We start from the raw sequence: 20191 nt of genomic DNA on the forward strand, positions 1-20191 counted from the left end.
GCATGGCGCCGGCGCTGCCTACTCACTGCGGTGGCGTCGCGCGCGGGCTCCCATGATCCGCACCGGCGCCCGATGCAGGCTCCTGCGCCTTGAGCCGCGCGCTCAGTTCCTTGAATTTCAGCCCGGCCGTCTCGTCGCCCTGCGCGGCCGCGGCCGCGTAATACGCGCGCGCGATGTTCAGGTTCTGCGTGACGCCGTCGCCACCGCGCTCGTAGAACGACGCGGTCACGTACTGCGCGGTCGGCTCGCCCGCGTCGGCCGCCTGCTTGTACCACTCGAACGCCCGCCGGTTGTCGCGCGGCGTGCCGCGCCCGTCGAGGAACTGGTTCGCGAGCGACAGCTCGGCCTGCACGTGCCCCTGCTTCGCCGCGCGCAGGAACCAGCGGTGCGCTTCGGCCGGGTTGCGCGCAACGAACTCGCCGTCGTCGAACATGCGCCCGTACACGTACTGCGCATGCGACATGTTCGCGTCGGCCGCCCGCTTCAGCCAGCGCAGCCCTTCGTCGACGTTCGCGGTCACGCCGACACCCGTGAGCAGCATCATCGCGTAGTTGAACTGCGCGAGCCGGTCGCCGCGTTCGGCCGCGTCGTGGAACTGCACCAGCGCCGCGCGATAGTCGCCCGCGTTGTAGTCGGCCACTGCGGATTGCGTCTCGCGCGCCGGGTCCGGCTTCGCGTGCGGCGCATTCTGCGCAACCGCCGCGACGCATACGGCCCACAGCCCGAGCAGCGCGCCGATCCGCCCGCGTACACCGGCCGCAAGCCGCACACCATCGTGCCCCGCGCCGTCGCCATCGTTCATGACCGCACCTCCTGCAATGCCTGGCGCGTCGCACGCAGCAGCCAGCTCACGTCGGCCGACAGCGTGATCATCCGGAAGCCGGCCTCGCGATACTGGCGCGCGGTTGCGGTATCGCTCGCAAAGATGCCGACCGCGACGCCGGCCTGCTTGCCGGCCGCGAGCACGCGCGCGATCGCGGTTTCGACGTCCGGATGGCGGCTGTCGCCGAGGTGCCCGAGGCTTGCCGCCAGATCGGCCGGGCCGACGAACAGGCAGTCGACGCCCGGCGTCGCGGCGATCCGCTCGACTTCGTCGATACCGCGCGCCGATTCGATCTGCACGATCACCGCGACCTGCGCGTTCGCCGTCTGCAGGTAATCGCGGCGCATGCCGAACGCCGCCGCACGCACCATGCCGGCCACGCCGCGCAACCCGTCGGGGGAATCCGGCGACGGGAAGCGCGTGAGCCGCACCGCGTGCGCGGCCTCGTCGGGCGTCTCGATGCACGGGAACATCAGCGTGCGCGCGCCGGCGTCGAGCGCGCGCTTCACGAGCCACGGCTCGCGCCCCGGCACACGCACGACGGGCTCGCTCGGCAGGTGCGCGGCGGCCAGCGCGCGCAGTTGCGACGCGACGTCGCGGCTGTCGTTCGGCGCATGCTCCATGTCGATGCAGAGCCAGTCGTAGCCGGCGTGGGCGAGCGCTTCCGCGGCCGAATCGCAGCCGAGCGACAGCCACAGGCCGTACAGCGGCTCGTCGCCGTCGTGCAGGCGTTGTTTGAGGGAATTGGTGAGCGTGCTCATCGATACGGGCTCCTGGACGGAACGGCAATCGAACGGGACAAGCAACGGGCGAAGCGGGCGCAATGCGCCGGGCCGCGATGCCCGGCGGCGCCGGACCGGGCCCTGGAACGTCAGTCGGTCGTGAGCAGCGGATCTGACAGCGCGGGCCGCGCGATGTCGCACGGATGCGTTTTCCGGTGCCACGCAACGATCATAGCGCGGCGTCACGCGGAATGTGGGAACAGGCGGGGAACGGCGCCGGGCGAGGCCGCGCGGCGTGGCGGCAGGCAGCCCGCGCCGGCTGGCGGGGCTGCCGGGAAGGCAGGATCAGCGGCCGGGCTGGCGCTCGACGTCGGCCCAGCAGTTCGGCGTTTCGTACAGGCGCACGCGCTCCAGGCGCAGGTTCACGCCGTAGTGCGCGTCGTACACGTTCGCGAGGATGTCGAACGCGATCGCCGCGAGGTTCTCGACGGTCGGGATCCGGTCGAGCACGACGGTCTTGTGGTCGGCCATCTGCTCGAGGAACGAGCGCACGACTTCGTCGCGCGCGTAGACCAGGAACGCGTGATCCCACTTGTTCACGAGGTGCTCGACCGCGAGCGCCTTCACGTCGGCGAAGTCCATTACCATGCCGCGGTCGGGCGCCCCCTCGGTATCGACGAGATCGCCGCGCAGCGTGACTTCGAGCACGTAGCGATGGCCGTGCAGGTTGCGGCACTGGCTGCGGTGATCGGGAATGCGGTGGCCCGCGTCGAATTCGAGTTTTCGGGTAATCAGCACGATGTCAAAAGCCGTGGCTCAGGGAATGTTCAGATATTTGTGGGTCTGCATCGACAGCCGCCATTGCGGATGCCGCTTGCACCAGTCGATCGCGAGCTTCGTATTGAGATCGCGCGACGGGCCGTCCATCGGCTGCACGAGAAAATACTCGAAATCGAGCTTCGCGTAATCGGCCAGCCGCTGGTTGTCCTGCGGGATCACGACCTTCAGTTCGTTGCCCTTCGTGACGACGAGCGGCGCGTCGGCCTTCGGGCTCACGCAGATCCAGTCGATCGTCTCGAGCACCGGCAGCGAGCCGTTGGTCTCGATCGCGATCTCGAAGCCCGCCGCGTGCAGCGCGTCGACGAGCGGCTGGTCGAGCTGCAGCATCGGCTCGCCGCCCGTGCAGACGACGAAGCGGTGCGCCTCGCCGTCCGGCCACAGGCCGGCGATCGTCGCGACGAGCGCGTCGGCGTCCTTGAACTTGCCGCCGTTCTCGCCGTCGGTGCCGACGAAGTCGGTATCGCAGAAGCGGCACACGGCGTCCGCCCGATCCTCTTCGCGACCCGACCACAGATTGCAGCCGGCGAACCGGCAGAACACGGCCGGACGGCCCGCGTTCGCGCCCTCGCCCTGCAACGTGTAGAAAATTTCCTTGACCGCGTAAGTCATCGTGCTTCGTCCGGCTCGCGCCGCTCGTTGTCGATCAGAATCCGTTATCCATCCGGCACTGCCGGCGCACCCGCGTCACAGCGGTGCTTCGGTCACGCGCTCGCCCTTCAGGTAGGCCTCGTAGCCGCGCTTGCGCAGCTTGCAGGCCGGGCATTCGCCGCAGCCGAAGCCCCAGTCGTGCAGTTCCGCGCGCTCGCCCACGTAGCACGTGTGCGTCTCGACGCGGATCAGCTCGACGAGCGCCTCGCCGCCGAGCTGCTCGGCGAGTTGCCAGGTCTGCGCCTTGTCGAGCCACATCAGTGGCGTCTCGAGCACCATGCGCGTGTCCATGCCGAGGTTCAGCGCGACCTGCAGCGCCTTCATCGTATCGTCGCGGCAGTCCGGGTAGCCCGAGAAATCGGTCTCGCACATCCCGCCGACCAGCACGCGCAAGCCGCGGCGATAGGCGATCGCGGCCGCGATCGTCATGAACAGCAGGTTGCGGCCCGGCACGAACGTGTTCGGCAAGCCGTTCGCCGCGGTCTCGATCTCGATCGTGCGGGTCATCGCGGTATCGCTGATCGCGCCGAGCACCGACAGGTCGACCATGTGATCGTCGCCGAGGCGGTCGGCCCAGGCGGGAAACTGACGCTTCAGCGCGTCGCGCACGCCTTCGCGACATTCGAGTTCGACGCGGTGGCGCTGGCCGTAATCGAAGCCGAGCGTCTCGACCGTCTGGTAGCGTTCGAGGGCCCAGGCCACGCACGTGGCCGAGTCCTGCCCGCCGGAAAACAACACGAGCGCGCCGTCTTTAGCGTCTGTCCGAATCACCGTGATACTCCGTGAATGTGTAGGCTCGCGTCGCGCTGCGCCCCGGGGCCGGCTGCCGCCGGGCGGCCCGACGCGTGCCGGCCTGCGCCGGCTCGACCAGTATAGGCAGCGCGGTCGGCCGCGAACGCGGCGGAGCGCTTATACCGCCCATCGCGCGGCTTCGTTGCCGCACATCACGGCAGCGCCTGCGGGCAACCTTGCCGTGCGCATGAAGCGATGCGCTAAGTCATTGAGCGGGCACGGATTTTATCACGCCCCGGCGAATGCTGCCGGACGCACCGCCGACGCCGCGCGAACCCACCACAAACGAAAAACCCCAAGAACCTTCCGATTCTTGGGGTTGGAACTGCTGGTGGCCTGGGACGGAATCGAACCATCGACACGCGGATTTTCAATCCGCTGCTCTACCAACTGAGCTACCGGGCCAACGAAGAAACAAAGTATATCGAGCTTTATTGAGTCGCACAAGGGGTTTCGTGAAATTTCTTATACGGCCCCTTCCGACGGCTTCTTGCCGAGCTCGACGCCGAGCTGCTTGAGCTTGCGATACAGGTGCGTGCGCTCGAGGCCCGTCTTCTCCGCGACGCGCGTCATGCTGCCGTTCTCGCGCGCGAGGTGATATTCGAAGTACGCGCGTTCGAACGCGTCGCGCGCTTCGCGCAACGGGATGTCGAACGAAATCGCGGCCGTCTGGCCCGCGAGGCCGAGCGCCGCGGCCATGTCGTCGCCGAGCGTCGGCAGCGCGGCCGCGGACGCGACCGCCGCCTGGCCCGATGCCTGGCCGCCACCCGCCTTCGCCGCCGCATTGGCAGACACCGGTGCCGCGCCGCGCGCGAGACCGTGCTCGACGGACTTCAGCAGCTTCTGCAGTGCGATCGGCTTCTCGAGGAAATCGAGTGCGCCGATCTTCGTCGCCTCGACGGCGGTATCGATCGTCGCGTGCCCGGACATCATGATCACGGGCATCGTCAACAGGCCCTGCGCCGCCCATTCCTTGAGCAGCGTGACGCCGTCGGTATCGGGCATCCAGATATCGAGCAGCACGAGATCGGGCGCCTGATTCAGACGGTATTCCCGCGCGGCCTGCGCGTTTTCCGCCGCCTCGACGACATGTCCTTCATCGCTGAGGATCTCCGAGAGCAATTCCCGGATGCCCATTTCATCATCTACCACCAGGATGGTTGCCATTTACGCTGCCTTTGTCTGCACACTTGCTTTTGTCTTGGCGGGAGCCGCCCCGCCCTGCGCGCCGGATTCGACGCCTGGCGTATCGCTCGCCATCTGCAGGAACAGGATCGACACCTGCGCACCCTCGACGGTCTCGCCGTGCATGCGATTGCGCAGATCGATCCGCGCGCCGTGCTCATCGACGATTTTCTTGACCGTGGCCAATCCGAGCCCCGTGCCCTTCGCCTTCGTCGTCACGTAAGGCTCGAACGCACGGGTCAGGATGCGTGCCGGAAAACCGGGCCCGTTGTCGGACACGGTAAGACGTACCGCGACGCGCGTTTTGCCCTCGGCGTCGGGGTCGCCATATTCTACTGTCTTGGTTTCGATCAACACACGCGGATGCGCGACTTCCGCGACCGAATCCTGCGCGTTCTGCAGCAGGTTGTGAATCACCTGGCGCAGTTGCGTCGCGTCGCCGCGGATCACCGGCAGCGACGGCGCGAGTTCGGCGACGATCGCGCTCTTGCCTTCGCCGACACCATACAGCCCGAGCACCTCGCTCGCCAGTTCGTTCAGCTGCAGGTTGGCGAGCACCGCCGGCGGCGTGCGCGCATATTCGCGGAAGTCGTCCACCATCCGCTTCATCGCGGCCACCTGGTTGACGATCATCGTCGCGCCGCGCTTGAGCACGTCGGCATCGGGCGGCGCGAGCTTGTCGGACAGCTTCATCTGCAGCCGCTCGGCCGACAGCTGGATCGGCGTCAGCGGGTTCTTGATCTCGTGCGCGAGCCGCCGCGCGACCTCGCCCCATGCGACCGAACGCTGCGCGGAAATCACGTCGGAGATGTCGTCGAACACGACGACGTAGCCGGACGTCTGCGGATCGTCGGCCTCGCCCTCGACGGTCGATACGAGGCGCGTGCCGCGTACGAGCAAGGTCAGCGGATCGGCTTCGCCCGGCACTTCGATCGCGAACTGCTGCTGCCAGTGGCCGCGGTCGCCGCCGCCGTCGTCGGACGCCGCTTCGCGATCGGCGAACGCCTTGCGCACCATCGCGCCGAATTCCGCGACGACGCCGATCCGGTCGAGCGCCGTGCCGATCATCGCGCCGAACGGCTGGCGGAAAATTCGCTCGGCGCCGCGGTTGGCCGTCGTCAGCCGGAACTGGCGGTCGAGCACGAACACGCCGGCGGTCAGGTTCGCGAGGATGCTCTCGAGATAGGTCTTCGAATGCTCGAGCGCGACGCGGTTCTTCTCGACCGCGAGCCGCGCCTCGGACAGCTGGCGCGTCATCGCATTGAACGACTGCGTGAGGAAGCCGAGCTCGTCGCGCGACTTGATCTCGCGCTTCGGCGTGTAGTCGCCTTCCGTGATCTCCTTCGTGCCCTGCGCGAGCAGGAACAGCGGCCGCGCGAGCTGCTGGCCGAGCGCGAGCGCGAGCATCATCGCGATGAAGGTCGCGAGGAACAGCGCGAGCGTCAGCGTGCCGATGTACATCTTGCGCAAGCCCGTGCGGCCGAGCGATTTTTCCTGGTACTCGCGATACGCGCGCTGCACTGCGTCCGCATTGTGCGCGAGCGTGGGCGGCACCGGCTGCGTGAGCTGCAGGAACCGCTCCGCCGGCTGCAGCAGCGACGTCGTCGCATCGGGAATCGGCCGCACGACGCGCAGCCGCAGCGCGCCCTTCGCGCCATGCGCGCGCGGGTCGCCGTCGACCTCGCCCTCGATCGCCGCATACGCGCCGTGTTCGCGCGCCTGGCTCAGCATCAGCGGTGTCGGCAGGTCGTCCGGAATCAGCGCGGCGAAATTGCCCGATGCCTGCGCGACGATGTGCAGGTCGGGCGCCGCGCCGGAGCCGCCGCGGCTCGGCTCGACGATCGTCGCATCCTGCACGCCGAACTGGTCGCGCAGGCGCAAGAGCGTGAGCGTCGTGCCGTTCGTGTTCGCATCGACGCTCGCGAGCTGGTCGGACATCAGCCGCGCCTTCGTCTGCAGGTCGGACAGCGACGCGTCGAGCATCCCGCGGCCGAGGTTCAGGCCGGCCGTCAGCGCGGTCTCGACGTTCACGTCGAACCACGACTCGATACTGCGCGACACGAACTGGTACGACACGATGTAGATGATCCCGCCCGGCACCACGCCGACGAGCGCGAAGAACACCGCGAGCTTCGCGAGCAGCCGCGTGCCGAACTTGCCCTTCCTCAGGCGCACGACGATCATCCCGATCAGCCCGAGCACCACGAGCAGGAACACGAGCGCGACGACGATATTCGTCGCGTACAGCCACGAGTAGTAGCGGTCGAAGAATTCGGTGTTCGCGCTCGCGGCCGCGAGCAGCACGAGCAGCAGCAATGCGGTGATCGCGACGGTCGAGACGATCACGCGAACGAGGAGGCTCTTCCCGCTGGCCGCGCGGCGCACTTTATTTAGCACGTTCGGTCACCGTGAAGGTAAAGCGCTTCCAGTCCGACCCGAGCGTCCAGTCGCGGTTGTTCACCGCGTCGACCTGGAACGGCTTCGGCATCAGCGCCGTATCGAGCTGCATCCGCACCGAGGCCGTGTAGGTTTCGCCGGCACGCACCTGGTTGCGGTCGATCACGTGCCACGACGTGATGTGCCGGACGACCGCGAGTGCGTCCTTCAGCGACGGGAAGCCGAGTTGCAGGCCGCCCGTCGACACGCGGTACTCGCGCGTGAGCGGCTGGAACGACAGCCGGATCGTCTGCGACACCGACACCGGCTGCTCGTCGAACCAGTACCAGCGCGCGCGGCCCAGTTCGAAATCGGTCGTGAAGTACAGCGGAATGCCCTTGTTGACGGCATCCTCGAGGTTCGGATTCAGCTCGAAATCGAAGCGGGCATCGAGGCTCCAGCCGCTTCCGTCAGCCTGCAGCGATGCACGCTGCACGGCGATCGACTCGGCGCGCGCCGGCCGAACGACCGTCAGGCACAGCGTCAACGCGACCAGCAGGACGGCCGCAAGCCGAAGTGGAAAAAGGTGTTTGATCGTCACCGTTTCTGAAACCGCGCGTAGAAAAATCCGTCGTGATCGGTGTTCTGGTCGCGTGCGCCGGCCGCCCCGCCGTGCACGCCGCCCGGCAGCAGTTGGCCGGGCGCGTCCAATCGTACCGCATCTTCACAGGCCGCTTCAAACCAGCGCGCCTGCAATTCACCTTCCTCGGGGAAGATCGAACAGGTCACGTAGAGCAGTTCGCCGCCCGGTTTCACCAGCGGCCACAACGCGCTCAGGATGCGGCGCTGTTCCGCGACGAGCGCGGCGATGTCGGCTTCGCGGCGCAGCCAGCGGATGTCGGGATGACGGCGCACGATGCCGGACGCCGAGCACGGCACGTCGGCCAGGATGCGATCGAACGGACGGCCGTCGTACCACGCGTCCGGTGCGCCCGCGTCGCCGACGCGCACGTCCGCCGCGAGCGACAGGCGCGCGAGGTTCTCGCCGATGCGCGCCGCGCGGGTCGCGTCGCTTTCGAGCGCAACGACTTCCGCGTCGGCCAGTTCGAGGATATGCCCGGTCTTGCCGCCCGGTGCCGCGCACGCGTCGAGCACGCGCATGCCGTCGCGCGCACCGAGCCATTCGGCCGCGAGCTGCGCGCCTGCGTCCTGCACCGACACGACGCCATCGGCGAAGCCCGGAATGCGATCGACCGGCAGCGCCGACGCGAGCCGCACCGCGTGACGGCCGATCGCGGTCGCGTCGATCCCGCTCGCACGCAGCGTGTCGAGATACGCGTCGACGCTCGCGCGGCGCGCGTTCACACGCAGCGTCAGCGGCCCCTGGCGCTCGCCGGCCGCGAGGATCGCCTGCCATGCGTCGGGCCATGCGCGCTTCACCGCGTCGACCCACCAGGTGCGGTAATTCCAGCGCGCGACCGGATCGTCCTGCAGCGCCGCGACGAGCACGTCGCGCTCGCGCAGGAAACGCCGCAGCACCGCGTTGACCAGCCCCTTCGCGAACGCGTATTCGCGTCGCGCGCCGATTACAGTCACGGCCTGGTCGACGATCGTGAACGCCGGATATGCAGCCGTTTCCTCCGGATCGAGCAGCAGCGCGAATGCGCCGGCGAGCACCGCATGCACATGCGCGGGCGGCGCTTTGCTGACGAGCCGGCCGATCAGCCAATCGGCGCTCCCGAGACGACGCATCGTCCGGTATGCAACGTCCTGCGTCGCGCCACGCGCGAGCGCCTGCGTGCCGGCCGGCATCTGCGCGAACACCGCGGCCAGTGCCGCCGGCAGCGCGGTGCCGCGCCGCACCGCATCGACTGCCTGCGCGGCCGCGTCGAGCGCGAAGCCCAGCGAATCGGGCGCGAGATGCAGCGCGGACGGGCGCGCCGGGCGGCCGGAGGAAGACGGGGCGGAGGAACGGGTTCGTGTCATCGGAGCAAAATCGGCAAACGGGTGCCGCGAGCGGCGGGAACCCTGCGGCCGCATGGCCGCCGCGATTCCAAACCGCGCATTGTAGCGTGAGGTCATGCGGCCCCTTTACGGGGCGCACAAATGAAACACCCCGCAGCGCGGGGCATGCGGGGCGATGTGTCGAGCGCTGCGCGACTTAGTCGAAGCGGCCGGTACGGGCCATCTCCATCAGGCGCGCGATGCGTTCCTCGGTCGCCGGGTGCGTGGAGAACAGGTTCTGCAGGCCGCCGCCGTGCAGCGGGTTCATGATCATCATCTGCGCGGTGGCCGGATGCGCTTCGGCCGCTTGGAACGGGATGCCTGCCGCATAGCGATGGATCTTGTCGAGCGCGGTGGCGAGCGACTGCGGATCGCCGGAGATCTGCGCGCCGCCGCGGTCGGCCTCGAACTCGCGCGCCCGCGAGATCGCCATCTGGATCAGCGCACCGGCGATCGGCGCGAGCAGCGCGACCGCAATCCCCGCGATCGGGTTGGCCGGACGGCCGTTTTCGTCGCGGCCGCCGAAGAACATCGCGAAGTTGGCCAGCGCCGAAATCGCGCCCGCCATCGTCGCGGTGATCGTCGAGATCAGGATGTCGCGGTGCTTCACGTGCGCGAGCTCGTGCGCCATCACCCCGCGCATCTCGCGCTCGGACAGCACGCGCAGGATGCCCGTCGTCGCGGCGACTGCCGCGTGCTCGGGGTTGCGGCCCGTGGCGAACGCGTTCGGCGCGTCCTCGTTGATCAGATAGACGCGCGGCATCGGCAGGTTCGCGCGCGTGGCGAGCTCGCGCACCATCCGGCAGAACTGCGGCGCCGTGTTCTCGTCGACTTCCTGCGCGTTGTACATGCGCAGCACCATCTTGTCGGAGAACCAGTATGAGAAGAAATTCATGCCGAGCGCGAACAGCAGCGCGATCGTCATGCCGCGCGAGCCACCGATCATGCCGCCGATCACGATGAACAGGGCCGTGATCGCGGCCATCAGCATCGCCGTTTTGACCCAATTGAACATACCCACTCCTTATCCGTCAGGGGACCCGCCGACTTCACAATGCACGGCGGAAAATTGTAAGCGATTTGTTAGATAAGGTCTTGCCGGAAAAATTCAATTTCAGCGTTGCGTCGCCGCGAGCCGCAGCCCGAGGCCGACGAAGGCGCTGCCCACCGTGCGATCAAGCCATTTCCTGACGCCCGGCTTGCCGGAAAAGCGCTGCGTGACGCTACCCGCGACCCACGCGACGATGCAGCTCCAGACGGTACTCATCACGAGGAACACCGACCCGAGGGCCAGGAACGCCAGCGCCTTGTGCGGGCTGTCGGCCGACACGAACTGCGGGAAGAAGGACACGAAGAACAGCACGACCTTCGGATTCAGCACGTTGGTCCAGAAACCCTGCATGAACAACTGGCGCAGCGGCTTCGCGGCCGTGGCCTGCGCCGCCTCGGCGCCTGCCGGCGCGGCGGCCTGCTTCGTGATGATCATGCGCACGCCGAGGTAGATCAGGTAAGCGGCACCGACCAGCTTGATCGCCGTGAACGCGGCCGCCGACGCCGCGAGCAGCGCGGTCAGGCCGAATGCACACGCAAGCGTGTGCACGCAGCAGCCGGCCGAGATGCCGAGCGCCGACATCAGCCCCGCGCCACGGCCCTGCGCGACGCTGCGGCCGACGATGTACGCCGTATCGGGGCCGGGCGTGACGTTCAGCAGGAAGACCGCGAGCACGAAGAAGCCGAAATGGGTGATGCCAAGCATGAGAACCTCGAAACCGGAATGCGCAGGGAAATTCTACGCGCGCCCGCCGCGCTGCGCGACTCGGCCATCCGGCCGATTGCGCGCGGACGCGATGCCGTGTCGAATGACGCTCAGGCCGCGTCAGGCAACGCGAAGCGCTGGCCCACGGCGAGCGGCGAGCCGGCCAGGAATTCGCGCGCGGGCAGCCGCTTGCCGCCCGGTTTCTGCAGTTGCGTGACGCGCAGCGCGCCGCTGCCGCAGGCGACGACCACGCCCTCCGGCGCAGCCTCGACGATCGTGCCGGGCGCCATGTCGACAGTCGTGCCGCGCGCCGCCACCGGCTCGGCCGCCCACAGCTTGATTGCCGCGCCGTCGAGCGTGGCGACGCCGCCCGGGAACGGGTCGAACGCGCGCACCTGGCGCGCGAGCACGTCGGCCGGCTTGCGCCAGTCGAGCGCCGCTTCGTGCTTGCCGATCTTTTCCGCATAGGTCACGCCGTCGGCCGGCTGCGGCGTGGCGGGCAGCGTGCCGTCGCGCTCGAGCCGCACCAGCGCATCGACGATCAGCCGCGCGCCGTCGGCGGCGAGCCGGTCGTGCAGCGTGGCGGTCGTGTCGTCGGACGCGATCGCGACGCGCGCTTCCTCGATCATCGCGCCGGTGTCGAGGCCGACGTCCATCTGCATCAGCGTGACGCCCGTCTCGGCGTCACCGGCCTCGATCGCGCGGTGGATCGGCGCGGCGCCGCGCCAGCGCGGCAGCAGCGACGCGTGGATGTTGATGCAGCCGGCACGCGGAATGTCGAGCACTTCCTGCGGCAGCAGCAGGCCGTATGCGGCGACCACCATCACATCGTGCGGGGTCGCGCGCAGCAGCTCGATCGCGTCGGCCGCCTCCGCCGGGTACTTGCCCGCGCGGCGCAGCGACGGCGGCTGCGCGACGGGCATCCCGTGCTCGACGGCATAGCGCTTCACGGCGCTCGCCTGCAGTTTCATCCCGCGCCCGGCCGGGCGATCGGGCTGGGTGAGCACGAGCGGCACCGGAAAACCGGCCTCGTGGATCGCGGCGAGTGCGGCCGCGGCGAATTCCGGCGTGCCGGCAAAAATCACGCGCAACGTATGGGTCATGACAGCGTTCGGGATCGGGCTGGGCACACGCGCGTCACATCGCGCGTTCGAGTTTCTTCATCTTCGTCTTGATGCGGGTCTGCTTCAGCGGCGACAGATATTCGACGAACACGCGCCCCATCAGGTGATCCATCTCGTGCTGCACGCACACGGCCAGGAGGCCCTCGCAGTCGAGCTCGAAAGTCTCGCCGTGCTCGTTGAGCGCACGTACACGGACGTGGTCGGGACGCTCGACTTCGTCGTAGATCCCGGGCACCGACAGGCAGCCCTCCTCGTAGACCTGTTTCACGTCGCTCGACCAGATGATCTCGGGGTTGATGAACGCGCGCAGCTCGTTCTTCTCCTCGGAGACGTCGATCACGATCACGCGCTCGTGCACGTCGACCTGCGTCGCCGCGAGGCCGATGCCCGGCGCGGCGTACATGGTTTCGGCCATGTCGGCGACGAGCTTGCGGATCCGGTCGTCGACCTTGTCGACGGGCTTCGCGACCTTGTGCAGTCGCTTGTCGGGGTAATGAAGAATGTTCAGCAAAGCCATGGTGTTCGGTATTCGGTGGAGCGGCGTGCCGCATCGGCCATCCGGCCGGCTGGCGCCGCCGCCGGGATGCAATGAAGATGAGGCAGACGCGCGGCATATCAACGCCGCGGGTCATGCCTCCTGCAATTGGCCGGGCGCTCGTGCGCGCGGCCCTGTCGAGTATTTCGGATGATGAAAATTTTATCATGGCGCCACGCGCTCCGCTGGCCGCCGCGTTCGAGGGGAACCTCATGTCGCCGCAAGCGCTGACGACTTCCGCATTGCGCGCGTGGCTGCAGCTCGCGCATGCGCCGGGCATCTCACCCGCCGTGCTGCATGCGTTGCTCGACGCATTCGGCTCGCCGGCGGCGCTGCTCGCCGCGTCCGACCGGGCCATCGGCGCGGCGAGCAGCGCCGCCGCCGCGCGGGCGGTGCGCGCCAGCGAGCGGGACGACCTCGACGCCTGCACCGACGCCGCACTGGCATGGCTCGATACACCGGGCAACGCGATCGTCACGCTCAACGATCCCGTCTATCCGCCACGGCTGCGCGACCTGCACGACCCGCCGCCGCTGCTATATGTAAAGGGCAGGCTCGACCTGCTGCACGCACGCGGGCTCGCCGTGGTCGGCAGCCGCCATGCGACGCCGCAAGGGCTCGCCGACGCCACGCGCTTCGCCCATGCGCTGTCCGACGCGGGGCTCGCGATCGTCTCCGGCCTCGCGCTCGGCATCGACGGCGCCGCGCATCGCGGCGGGCTCGACGGCCGCGCCGGCACGGTCGCGGTGATCGCGACGGGCACCGATCTCGTCTATCCGGCGCGGCACCGCACGCTCGCGCACGACATTGCCGCGCGCGGCGTGATCCTGTCCGAATGGCCGCTCGGCACGCCCGCGCGGGCGTCGCATTTCCCTCAGCGCAACCGGCTGATCGCCGCGCTCGCGCTCGGCGTGCTCGTCGTCGAAGCCGCGCCGCGCTCCGGCTCGCTGATCACCGCACGCCTCGCGAATGAGTTGGGCCGCGACGTGTTCGCGATGCCGGGCTCGATCCACGCGCCGCTCGCGCAGGGCTGCCACGCGCTGATCCGCGACGGCGCGAAGCTCACCGCGACACCGCTCGACGTGCTCGAGGAGTACGGGCTGGACAAACCGGCAGCGCACACCGCCCACGCCGCGGCGAATTCGGGTACGCGCCCCGATAACGGCGAAACATCCGGCACGCTGGGGCGACGCGCGGGTGAGCATGTCGGGAAACCGGATTGCGCCGTTCCATCCATCGCATCGGCCGCAAACGAAGGCGTGCCGCCCGACAACCCGACCGAGCGATCCGTGCTCGCCGCACTGGGATACGGCCCCGTTACTTACGAGTGGCTCGCCGAGCACAGCGGCCTGTCGGATGACGCGCTGCACCGCGCGCTGCTCGCGCTCGAACTGGCCGGCCGCGTCGCGAGCGTGCCCGGCGGACGCTTCGCGCGGCTTGACGTGGCGCCCACTCCGCCCGCGTCCGGCGTGCTACAGTCCCCCGCATAGGGCGGCCCGTGCCGCCGACGCTACCCAAGGAATTCCATGCCCGCGCTGAATCTCGACACCGATGCCGATCGGATCGCCGAGCGCCTCGCCGATCCCGACACGCTGCTGGTCGCCTGCCTGTGCGCCGAGTGGTGCGGCACTTGCCGCGACTACCGGACGGCCTTCGACCAGCTCGCCGATAGCCATCCCGACGCCTGCTTCGCGTGGATCGACATCGAAACCCATGCCGACCGGCTCGACGATCTCGACGTCGAGAATTTCCCGACGATCCTGATCGAGGACGCGAACACCGCGCGCTTCTTCGGCACGGTGCTGCCGCACGCGACGATCGTCGAACGGATGCTGTCCGACTTGAGCGCCGTGCCCGGCGCGCCGCACGCACCGAAATTGCGCAATATCCTGAACGTCGAGGCGTGAACCGCGCACCGGCCGGGCGGCTTTTCGCGCCGTTGCGCGTGCCGCCGCGCCGGGCGCGCTTGCCGCCGTTGCGCCCCCCCTCTATGATGAGCCGCTTTTTGCACGCCGAGCCGCCGTCGCTGCGGCGTGTGCTATAAAGCCGTCGTAAAAGGGACCCACGCCGGCGAACCCGGTCTACCAACACACATCTGTCATGTCCAAAGCTCTGATCATTGCGGAAAAGCCTTCTGTCGCGAACGACATCGCGCGCGCTTTGGGCGGCTTTACCAAGCATGACGAATACTTCGAGAGCGACGAATTCGTCCTGTCGTCCGCGGTCGGCCACCTGCTGGAAATCGCCGCCCCGGAAGAGTACGAGGTCAAGCGCGGGAAATGGAGCTTCGCTCATCTGCCCGTCATCCCCCCGCATTTCGACCTGAATCCGATCGCAAAAAGCGAGTCGCGCCTGAAAGTCCTGACCAAGCTGATGAAGCGCAAGGACGTCGATCGCCTGATCAACGCATGTGACGCGGGGCGCGAGGGCGAGCTGATTTTCCGCCTGATCGTGCAGCACGCGAAGGCGAAGCAGCCGGTCCAGCGCCTGTGGCTGCAGTCGATGACGCCGCAGGCGATTCGCGACGGTTTCGCGCACCTGCGCACCGACTCGGACATGCAGCCGCTCGCCGACGCCGCACGCTGCCGCTCGGAAGCCGACTGGCTGGTCGGGATCAACGGCACGCGCGCGATGACCGCGTTCAACAGCAAGGGCGGCGGCTTCTTCCTGACGACCGTCGGCCGCGTTCAGACGCCAACCTTGTCGATCGTCGTCGAACGTGAAGAGAAAATCCGCCGCTTCATCCCGCGCGACTACTGGGAAGTGAAGGCCGAGTTCGCATGCGCGGGCGGCTTCTACGAAGGCAAGTGGTTCGACCCGAAATTCAAGCGCGACGAATTCGATCCGGAAAAGCGCGACTCGCGCCTCTGGAGCCTGCCGGCCGCCGAAACGATCGTCGCCGCGTGCCGCGACCAGGTCGGCACGGTGTCCGAGGAATCGAAGCCGTCGACCCAGCTGTCGCCGCTGCTGTTCGACCTGACGAGCCTGCAGCGCGAAGCGAACAGCCGCTTCGGCTTCTCCGCGAAGAACACGCTCGGCCTCGCGCAGGCGCTGTATGAAAAGCACAAGGTACTCACGTACCCGCGTACCGACGCGCGCGCGCTGCCGGAAGACTACATTTCGACGGTGCAGTCCACGCTCGAGATGCTCAAGGAGAGCCACAACTACCTGCCGCATGCGAAGCAGGTGCTCGACAAGGGCTGGGTGAAGCCGAACAAGCGGATCTTCGACAACTCGAAGATCAGCGACCACTTTGCCATCATCCCGACGCTGCAGGCGCCGAAGTCGCTGTCCGAGCCGGAGCAGAAGCTGTACGACATGGTCGTGAAGCGCTTCCTCGCGGTGTTCTTCCCGGCGGCCGAGTTCCGCGTCACGACGCGGATCACCGAAGTCGCCGGCCATCACTTCAAGACCGAAGGCAAGGTGCTCGTCGAGCCGGGCTGGCTGCAGGTGTACGGCCGCGACGCCGAAGGCGCGGACGCGAACCTCGTGCCGGTGCAGAAGGACGAGAAGGTGAAGACGGACGAGATCGCCGCCGTCGCGCTCGTCACGAAGCCGCCCGCACGCTACTCGGAAGCGACACTGCTGTCCGCGATGGAAGGCGCGGGCAAGCTCGTCGAGGACGACGAGCTGCGCGAGGCGATGGCCGCGAAGGGCCTCGGCACGCCGGCGACGCGCGCGGCGATCATCGAAGGCCTGCTCGGCGAGAAGTATCTCGTGCGCGAAGGCCGCGAGCTGATCCCTACCGCGAAGGCATTCCAGCTGATGACGCTGCTGCGCGGGCTCGGCGTGAAGGAGCTGACCGCGCCCGAGCTCACTGGCGAATGGGAATACAAGCTGTCGCAGATGGAGCGCGGCAACCTCGGGCGAGACGCGTTCATGCAGGAAATCGCCCGCATGACGCAGCAGATCGTCAAGCGCGCGAAGGAATACGATTCCGACACGATCCCCGGCGATTACGCGACGCTCGAGACGCCGTGCCCGAACTGCGGCGGCCAGGTGAAGGAAAACTACCGCCGCTTCGCATGCACGAAGTGCGAGTTCTCGATCTCGAAGATTCCGGGCAGCCGGCAGTTCGAGATCGCGGAAGTCGAGGAGCTGCTGCGGGAAAAAACCATCGGCCCGTTGTCCGGCTTCCGCAGCAAGATGGGCCGTCCGTTCTCGGCGATCCTGAAGCTCTCGTTCGACGACGAAACGAAGAACTACAAGCTCGAGTTCGACTTCGGCCAGGACCAGGGCGGCGAGGAAGGCGAAGCGCCCGACTTCTCCGCGCAGGAACCGGTCGGCGCATGCCCGAAGTGCAAGGGCCGCGTGTTCGAGCACGGGATGAGCTATGTGTGCGAGCACTCGGTCGCGAATCCGAAGACCTGCGACTTCCGTTCGGGCAAGGTGATCCTGCAGCAGGAAATCACGCGCGAGCAGATGGCGAAACTGCTGGCCGACGGCCGCACGGATCTGCTGCCGAACTTCAAGTCGTCGCGCACGGGCCGCAACTTCAAGGCATTCCTCGTGAAGCAGCCGGACGGCAAGATCGGTTTCGAGTTCGAGAAGAAGGAACCGAAGGCCGCGGCCGCGAAGAAGACGGCAAAATCGGCGACGAAGGACGCCGAAACCGTGACGGAAGGCGCCGACGAGAAACCGGCACCGGCGCGCAAGACCGCCGCCCGCAAGACGACGGCGCGCAAGACGGGCTCCTGACGCACCAAGCGCCGGGGTCTGCCCGGCCCGCAGTACGCCGGTGAACCGTCGATAAAAAAACGCGGATCGATCACTCGATCCGCGTTTTTTCTTGGTGCCTGCTGCCGGCCGTGCCGGTGCGCGGCCGCCGCGCCGTTACAGCGGCGACGGCACCGCGACGCGCGCGCGCGGCGAACGCGCGAGCCGCGGCTGCAGGTTCGGGTCGGTCGACCCGGGCGGCTCGGCACGCATCTCGACGCCGATCGGCGCAGGCGCCGCGCTCTGTGCGGCCCACTGTTCGCCCATCATCGCGTCGGTCGAGTGGCTGAAATATTCGACGAGGTGGTCGATGAACGTGCGCACCTTCGCGGGCAGGTGGCGCCGGCTCGGATACGCGATGTTGATCTCGACCTGCGGCAGCCGGAAATCCGGCAGCAGCCGGACCAGCGCGCCGCGCGCGATGTCGCTGCCGATCAGGTAGCTGGGCAGGATCGCGACGCCCATCCCGAGCAGCGCGAACTGGCGCAGCATCGCGGTATTGTTCGCGACGATCACGTTGGTCGGGCGCACGCGCACTTCGCCGTCGGGCCCGGTGAACACGCGCTCGTCGCCCCAGTATTCGGTCGGCAGGCTCAGCGCCGGGTGTTCGGCGAGATGCTCCGGATGGGTCGGCACGCCGTGCTTTTCCAGGTAGCTCGGCGTCGCGCACACGGTCATGCAGCCCGTGGTCAGCCGACGCGTGACGATGCTCGCGCTGCGCATCTGGCGCGTCACGACGATGCCGACGTCGAAACCTTCCTCGACGAGATCGACCTGGCGGTCGACCAGCGTCAGATCCGGCACCACTTTCGGGAAATTCTCGGTGTACGACTGCAGGACGGGCGCAAGGTTGTGCAGGCCGAACACGACCGGCGCGACGATGCGCAACGTGCCGACCGGCTCGTGATTGCGCGCGACGACCATCTGCTCGACATCCTCGAGCTCATCGAGAATCTGGCGCGCCCGCTCCAGATAGACCTGGCCCGACTCCGTCAGCGAAAGGCTGCGCGTGGTGCGGTTCAGCAGGCGCGTGCCGAGCCGGCCTTCCAGATCGGCGACGTGACGCGTCGCGACCGCGTTGGAAATATCCATTGCACTCGCGGCCCGCGCGAAACTGCCGAGATCCGCAACCTTGACGAACACGCGCATCGACTGCAAATGATCCATAACGACTCCTGCCGCTGTTACAACTTCAAAAAGTTGAAGCAAATGCGTAATTCTCCTACGACAGCGGAAATGATGCAGAGTTGCTCAACAAGGGCCGCCTTGACGATAAAAATAGTCAAAAATCCTCACTCATCGCGAATGGATGATCCAATTATTCTGATTGAAGCAACAATTGGGTGAACCTCCTCCGGTAAGCTGCCGAATCAGAAAGGACGTGTCTGATGCGACACAACATCGCATCCCGACGCGTCCGAGGGGAGCGGCGCCGGCTCAGGCCGGCGCCGATTGCGGCGGAGCGTAACAACCTGTTAAAAAGACACCACGACGTGCGCCGACGTAGCATCATGTCGGCCCCGGCCGGGCGGGACGGGTGCGCGACCTGCGCCGCCGCCGCTGCCGCTTTCAACGCGCGACTCCCGCTGATCATGAAAATTGCCATCCTCGACGACTACCAGGACGCCGTCCGCAAGCTGAACTGCTTCGAGATGCTCGCCGAGCACGACGTGAAGGTCTTCAACAACACGGTACGCGGCCTGGGGCAACTCGCGAGCCGCCTGGCGGAAGTCGAGGCGCTCGTGCTGATTCGCGAGCGCACGCCGATTTCGTCGCAACTGCTCGCCAAGCTGCCGAACCTGCGCATGATCAGCCAGACCGGCCGCATCTCGAGCCACATCGACCTCGAAGCGTGTACCGACCGCGGCATCGCGGTGCTCGAAGGCACGGGTTCGCCGGTCGCGCCCGCCGAGCTGACCTGGGCGCTCGTGATGGCCGCCCAGCGCCGCATTCCGCAATACGTCGCGAACCTGAAGCAGGGTGCGTGGCAGCAGTCGGGCCTGAAGACGTCGGCGCTGCCGCCGAACTTCGGCCTCGGCCAGGTACTGCGCGGCCAGACGCTCGGCATCTGGGGCTACGGCAAGATCGGCCGGCTGGTCGCCGGCTACGGCAAGGCGTTCGGGATGAACGTGCTGATCTGGGGCCGCGAGCATTCGCTCGAGGCCGCGCGCGCCGACGGCTACACGGCCGCCGAGAGCCGCGAAGCGCTGTTCGAGCAGAGCGACGTGCTGTCGCTGCACCTGCGCATGCACGACGACACGCGCGGGATCGTCAAGCAGGAAGACCTGATGCGGATGAAACCGACGTCGCTGCTCGTCAACACGAGCCGTGCCGAGCTGCTCGAGGAGAACGCGCTCGTCAACGCGCTGTCGCACAACCGTCCGGGGATGGTCGCGATCGACGTGTTCGAGAGCGAGCCGATCCTGCAGGGCTACAGCCTGCTGCGGATGGAAAACGTGATCTGCACGCCGCACATCGGCTACGTCGAGCGCGAAAGCTATGAGCTCTATTTCAGCGCGGCGTTCAAGAACATCCTCGCGTTCGACCAGGGCGATATGTCGAGCGTCGTCAATCCGGAAGCGCTGACGCCGCGCCGCGTGCGTTGACCGACTCCGACCGGTGCTGACCGGCACGGGCCGCGCTCGCCGCGCGGCTCTGCTGCCGGGCTTC

Annotated in this window: 18 protein-coding genes and 1 tRNA gene; 4 read left to right on the plus strand and 15 right to left on the minus strand. The window is 67.7% G+C overall.

What is annotated here, in order from left to right:
- Positions 1 to 22 precede the first annotated feature (22 nt).
- The 14 genes from DIE12_RS15380 to def form a co-directional block, all read right to left on the minus strand.
- Complete coding sequence (locus DIE12_RS15380) at positions 23 to 802, minus strand: tetratricopeptide repeat protein (RefSeq protein WP_124520557.1); 780 nt, start codon at positions 800 to 802, stop codon at positions 23 to 25.
- Complete coding sequence (locus tag DIE12_RS15385; protein WP_044847358.1) at positions 799 to 1584, minus strand: HpcH/HpaI aldolase/citrate lyase family protein; 786 nt, start codon at positions 1582 to 1584, stop codon at positions 799 to 801. The genes DIE12_RS15380 and DIE12_RS15385 overlap by 4 nt, the downstream gene beginning before the upstream one ends.
- A 306-nt stretch (positions 1585 to 1890) precedes the next feature.
- Complete coding sequence (gene queD / locus DIE12_RS15390) at positions 1891 to 2343, minus strand: 6-carboxytetrahydropterin synthase QueD (RefSeq protein ID WP_044847357.1); 453 nt, start codon at positions 2341 to 2343, stop codon at positions 1891 to 1893.
- A gap of 18 nt (positions 2344 to 2361) precedes the next feature.
- Positions 2362 to 2994 (minus strand): 7-carboxy-7-deazaguanine synthase, encoded by a 633-nt coding sequence (gene queE / locus DIE12_RS15395; RefSeq protein WP_044847356.1) that lies wholly within the window; start codon positions 2992 to 2994, stop codon positions 2362 to 2364.
- Positions 2995 to 3069: 75 nt separating this feature from the next.
- Complete coding sequence (gene queC / locus DIE12_RS15400) at positions 3070 to 3804, minus strand: 7-cyano-7-deazaguanine synthase QueC (protein ID WP_044847355.1); 735 nt, start codon at positions 3802 to 3804, stop codon at positions 3070 to 3072.
- Between the two features lie 350 nt (positions 3805 to 4154).
- Positions 4155 to 4230 (minus strand) — tRNA-Phe (locus DIE12_RS15405).
- A gap of 60 nt (positions 4231 to 4290) precedes the next feature.
- Complete coding sequence (esaR, locus tag DIE12_RS15410; RefSeq protein ID WP_124520558.1) at positions 4291 to 4992, minus strand: response regulator transcription factor EsaR; 702 nt, start codon at positions 4990 to 4992, stop codon at positions 4291 to 4293.
- Positions 4993 to 7407 carry a sensor histidine kinase EsaS gene (gene esaS / locus DIE12_RS15415; RefSeq protein WP_044847353.1) on the minus strand — a complete coding sequence of 805 codons (2415 nt, stop codon included), beginning with the start codon at positions 7405 to 7407 and terminating at the stop codon, positions 4993 to 4995.
- Positions 7397 to 7987 carry a DUF4390 domain-containing protein gene (locus tag DIE12_RS15420; protein WP_044847362.1) on the minus strand — a complete coding sequence of 197 codons (591 nt, stop codon included), beginning with the start codon at positions 7985 to 7987 and terminating at the stop codon, positions 7397 to 7399. Before DIE12_RS15420 ends, esaS begins: the two co-directional genes overlap by 11 nt.
- Positions 7984 to 9372, minus strand: a complete 1389-nt coding sequence (gene rsmB / locus DIE12_RS15425) for a 16S rRNA (cytosine(967)-C(5))-methyltransferase RsmB (protein ID WP_124486705.1) — start codon at positions 9370 to 9372, stop codon at positions 7984 to 7986. The genes DIE12_RS15420 and rsmB overlap by 4 nt, the downstream gene beginning before the upstream one ends.
- Positions 9373 to 9547: 175 nt before the next feature.
- Entirely contained in the window at positions 9548 to 10405 is an 858-nt protein-coding gene (htpX, locus tag DIE12_RS15430; protein WP_124520998.1) for a zinc metalloprotease HtpX, read from the minus strand.
- A 99-nt stretch (positions 10406 to 10504) separates the two neighbouring features.
- Positions 10505 to 11146, minus strand: coding sequence for a LysE family translocator (locus DIE12_RS15435; protein WP_124520559.1), 642 nt, complete (start codon positions 11144 to 11146; stop codon positions 10505 to 10507).
- 110 nt (positions 11147 to 11256) lie between these two features.
- Positions 11257 to 12249: a methionyl-tRNA formyltransferase gene (fmt, locus tag DIE12_RS15440; protein WP_124486706.1), complete on the minus strand. Its 993-nt coding sequence runs from the start codon at positions 12247 to 12249 to the stop codon at positions 11257 to 11259.
- Positions 12250 to 12283: 34 nt separating this feature from the next.
- Positions 12284 to 12787 (minus strand): peptide deformylase, encoded by a 504-nt coding sequence (def, locus tag DIE12_RS15445; RefSeq protein ID WP_057924826.1) that lies wholly within the window; start codon positions 12785 to 12787, stop codon positions 12284 to 12286.
- A gap of 230 nt (positions 12788 to 13017) precedes the next feature.
- Here def and dprA point away from each other — a divergent pair, with 230 nt between their 5' ends.
- The 3 genes from dprA (at position 13018) to DIE12_RS15460 (ending at position 17503) form a co-directional block, all read left to right on the plus strand.
- Entirely contained in the window at positions 13018 to 14295 is a 1278-nt protein-coding gene (dprA, locus tag DIE12_RS15450; protein ID WP_409364552.1) for a DNA-processing protein DprA, read from the plus strand.
- Positions 14296 to 14331: 36 nt separating this feature from the next.
- Positions 14332 to 14712 (plus strand): thioredoxin family protein, encoded by a 381-nt coding sequence (locus DIE12_RS15455; protein WP_124520561.1) that lies wholly within the window; start codon positions 14332 to 14334, stop codon positions 14710 to 14712.
- 193 nt (positions 14713 to 14905) lie between these two features.
- Positions 14906 to 17503 (plus strand): DNA topoisomerase III, encoded by a 2598-nt coding sequence (locus DIE12_RS15460; protein WP_044847346.1) that lies wholly within the window; start codon positions 14906 to 14908, stop codon positions 17501 to 17503.
- A 135-nt stretch (positions 17504 to 17638) separates the two neighbouring features.
- On the opposite strand, the gene DIE12_RS15465 is transcribed toward DIE12_RS15460, so the two are convergent.
- Positions 17639 to 18688: a LysR family transcriptional regulator gene (locus DIE12_RS15465; protein ID WP_124520562.1), complete on the minus strand. Its 1050-nt coding sequence runs from the start codon at positions 18686 to 18688 to the stop codon at positions 17639 to 17641.
- A gap of 425 nt (positions 18689 to 19113) precedes the next feature.
- Between DIE12_RS15465 and DIE12_RS15470 the strand changes: the two genes are divergently transcribed.
- Complete coding sequence (locus tag DIE12_RS15470) at positions 19114 to 20127, plus strand: D-2-hydroxyacid dehydrogenase family protein (protein WP_044847344.1); 1014 nt, start codon at positions 19114 to 19116, stop codon at positions 20125 to 20127.
- Positions 20128 to 20191: the final 64 nt, after the last annotated feature.

The sequence above is a fragment of the Burkholderia sp. Bp9015 genome (assembly GCF_003853505.1).
GTDB lineage: Bacteria > Pseudomonadota > Gammaproteobacteria > Burkholderiales > Burkholderiaceae > Burkholderia.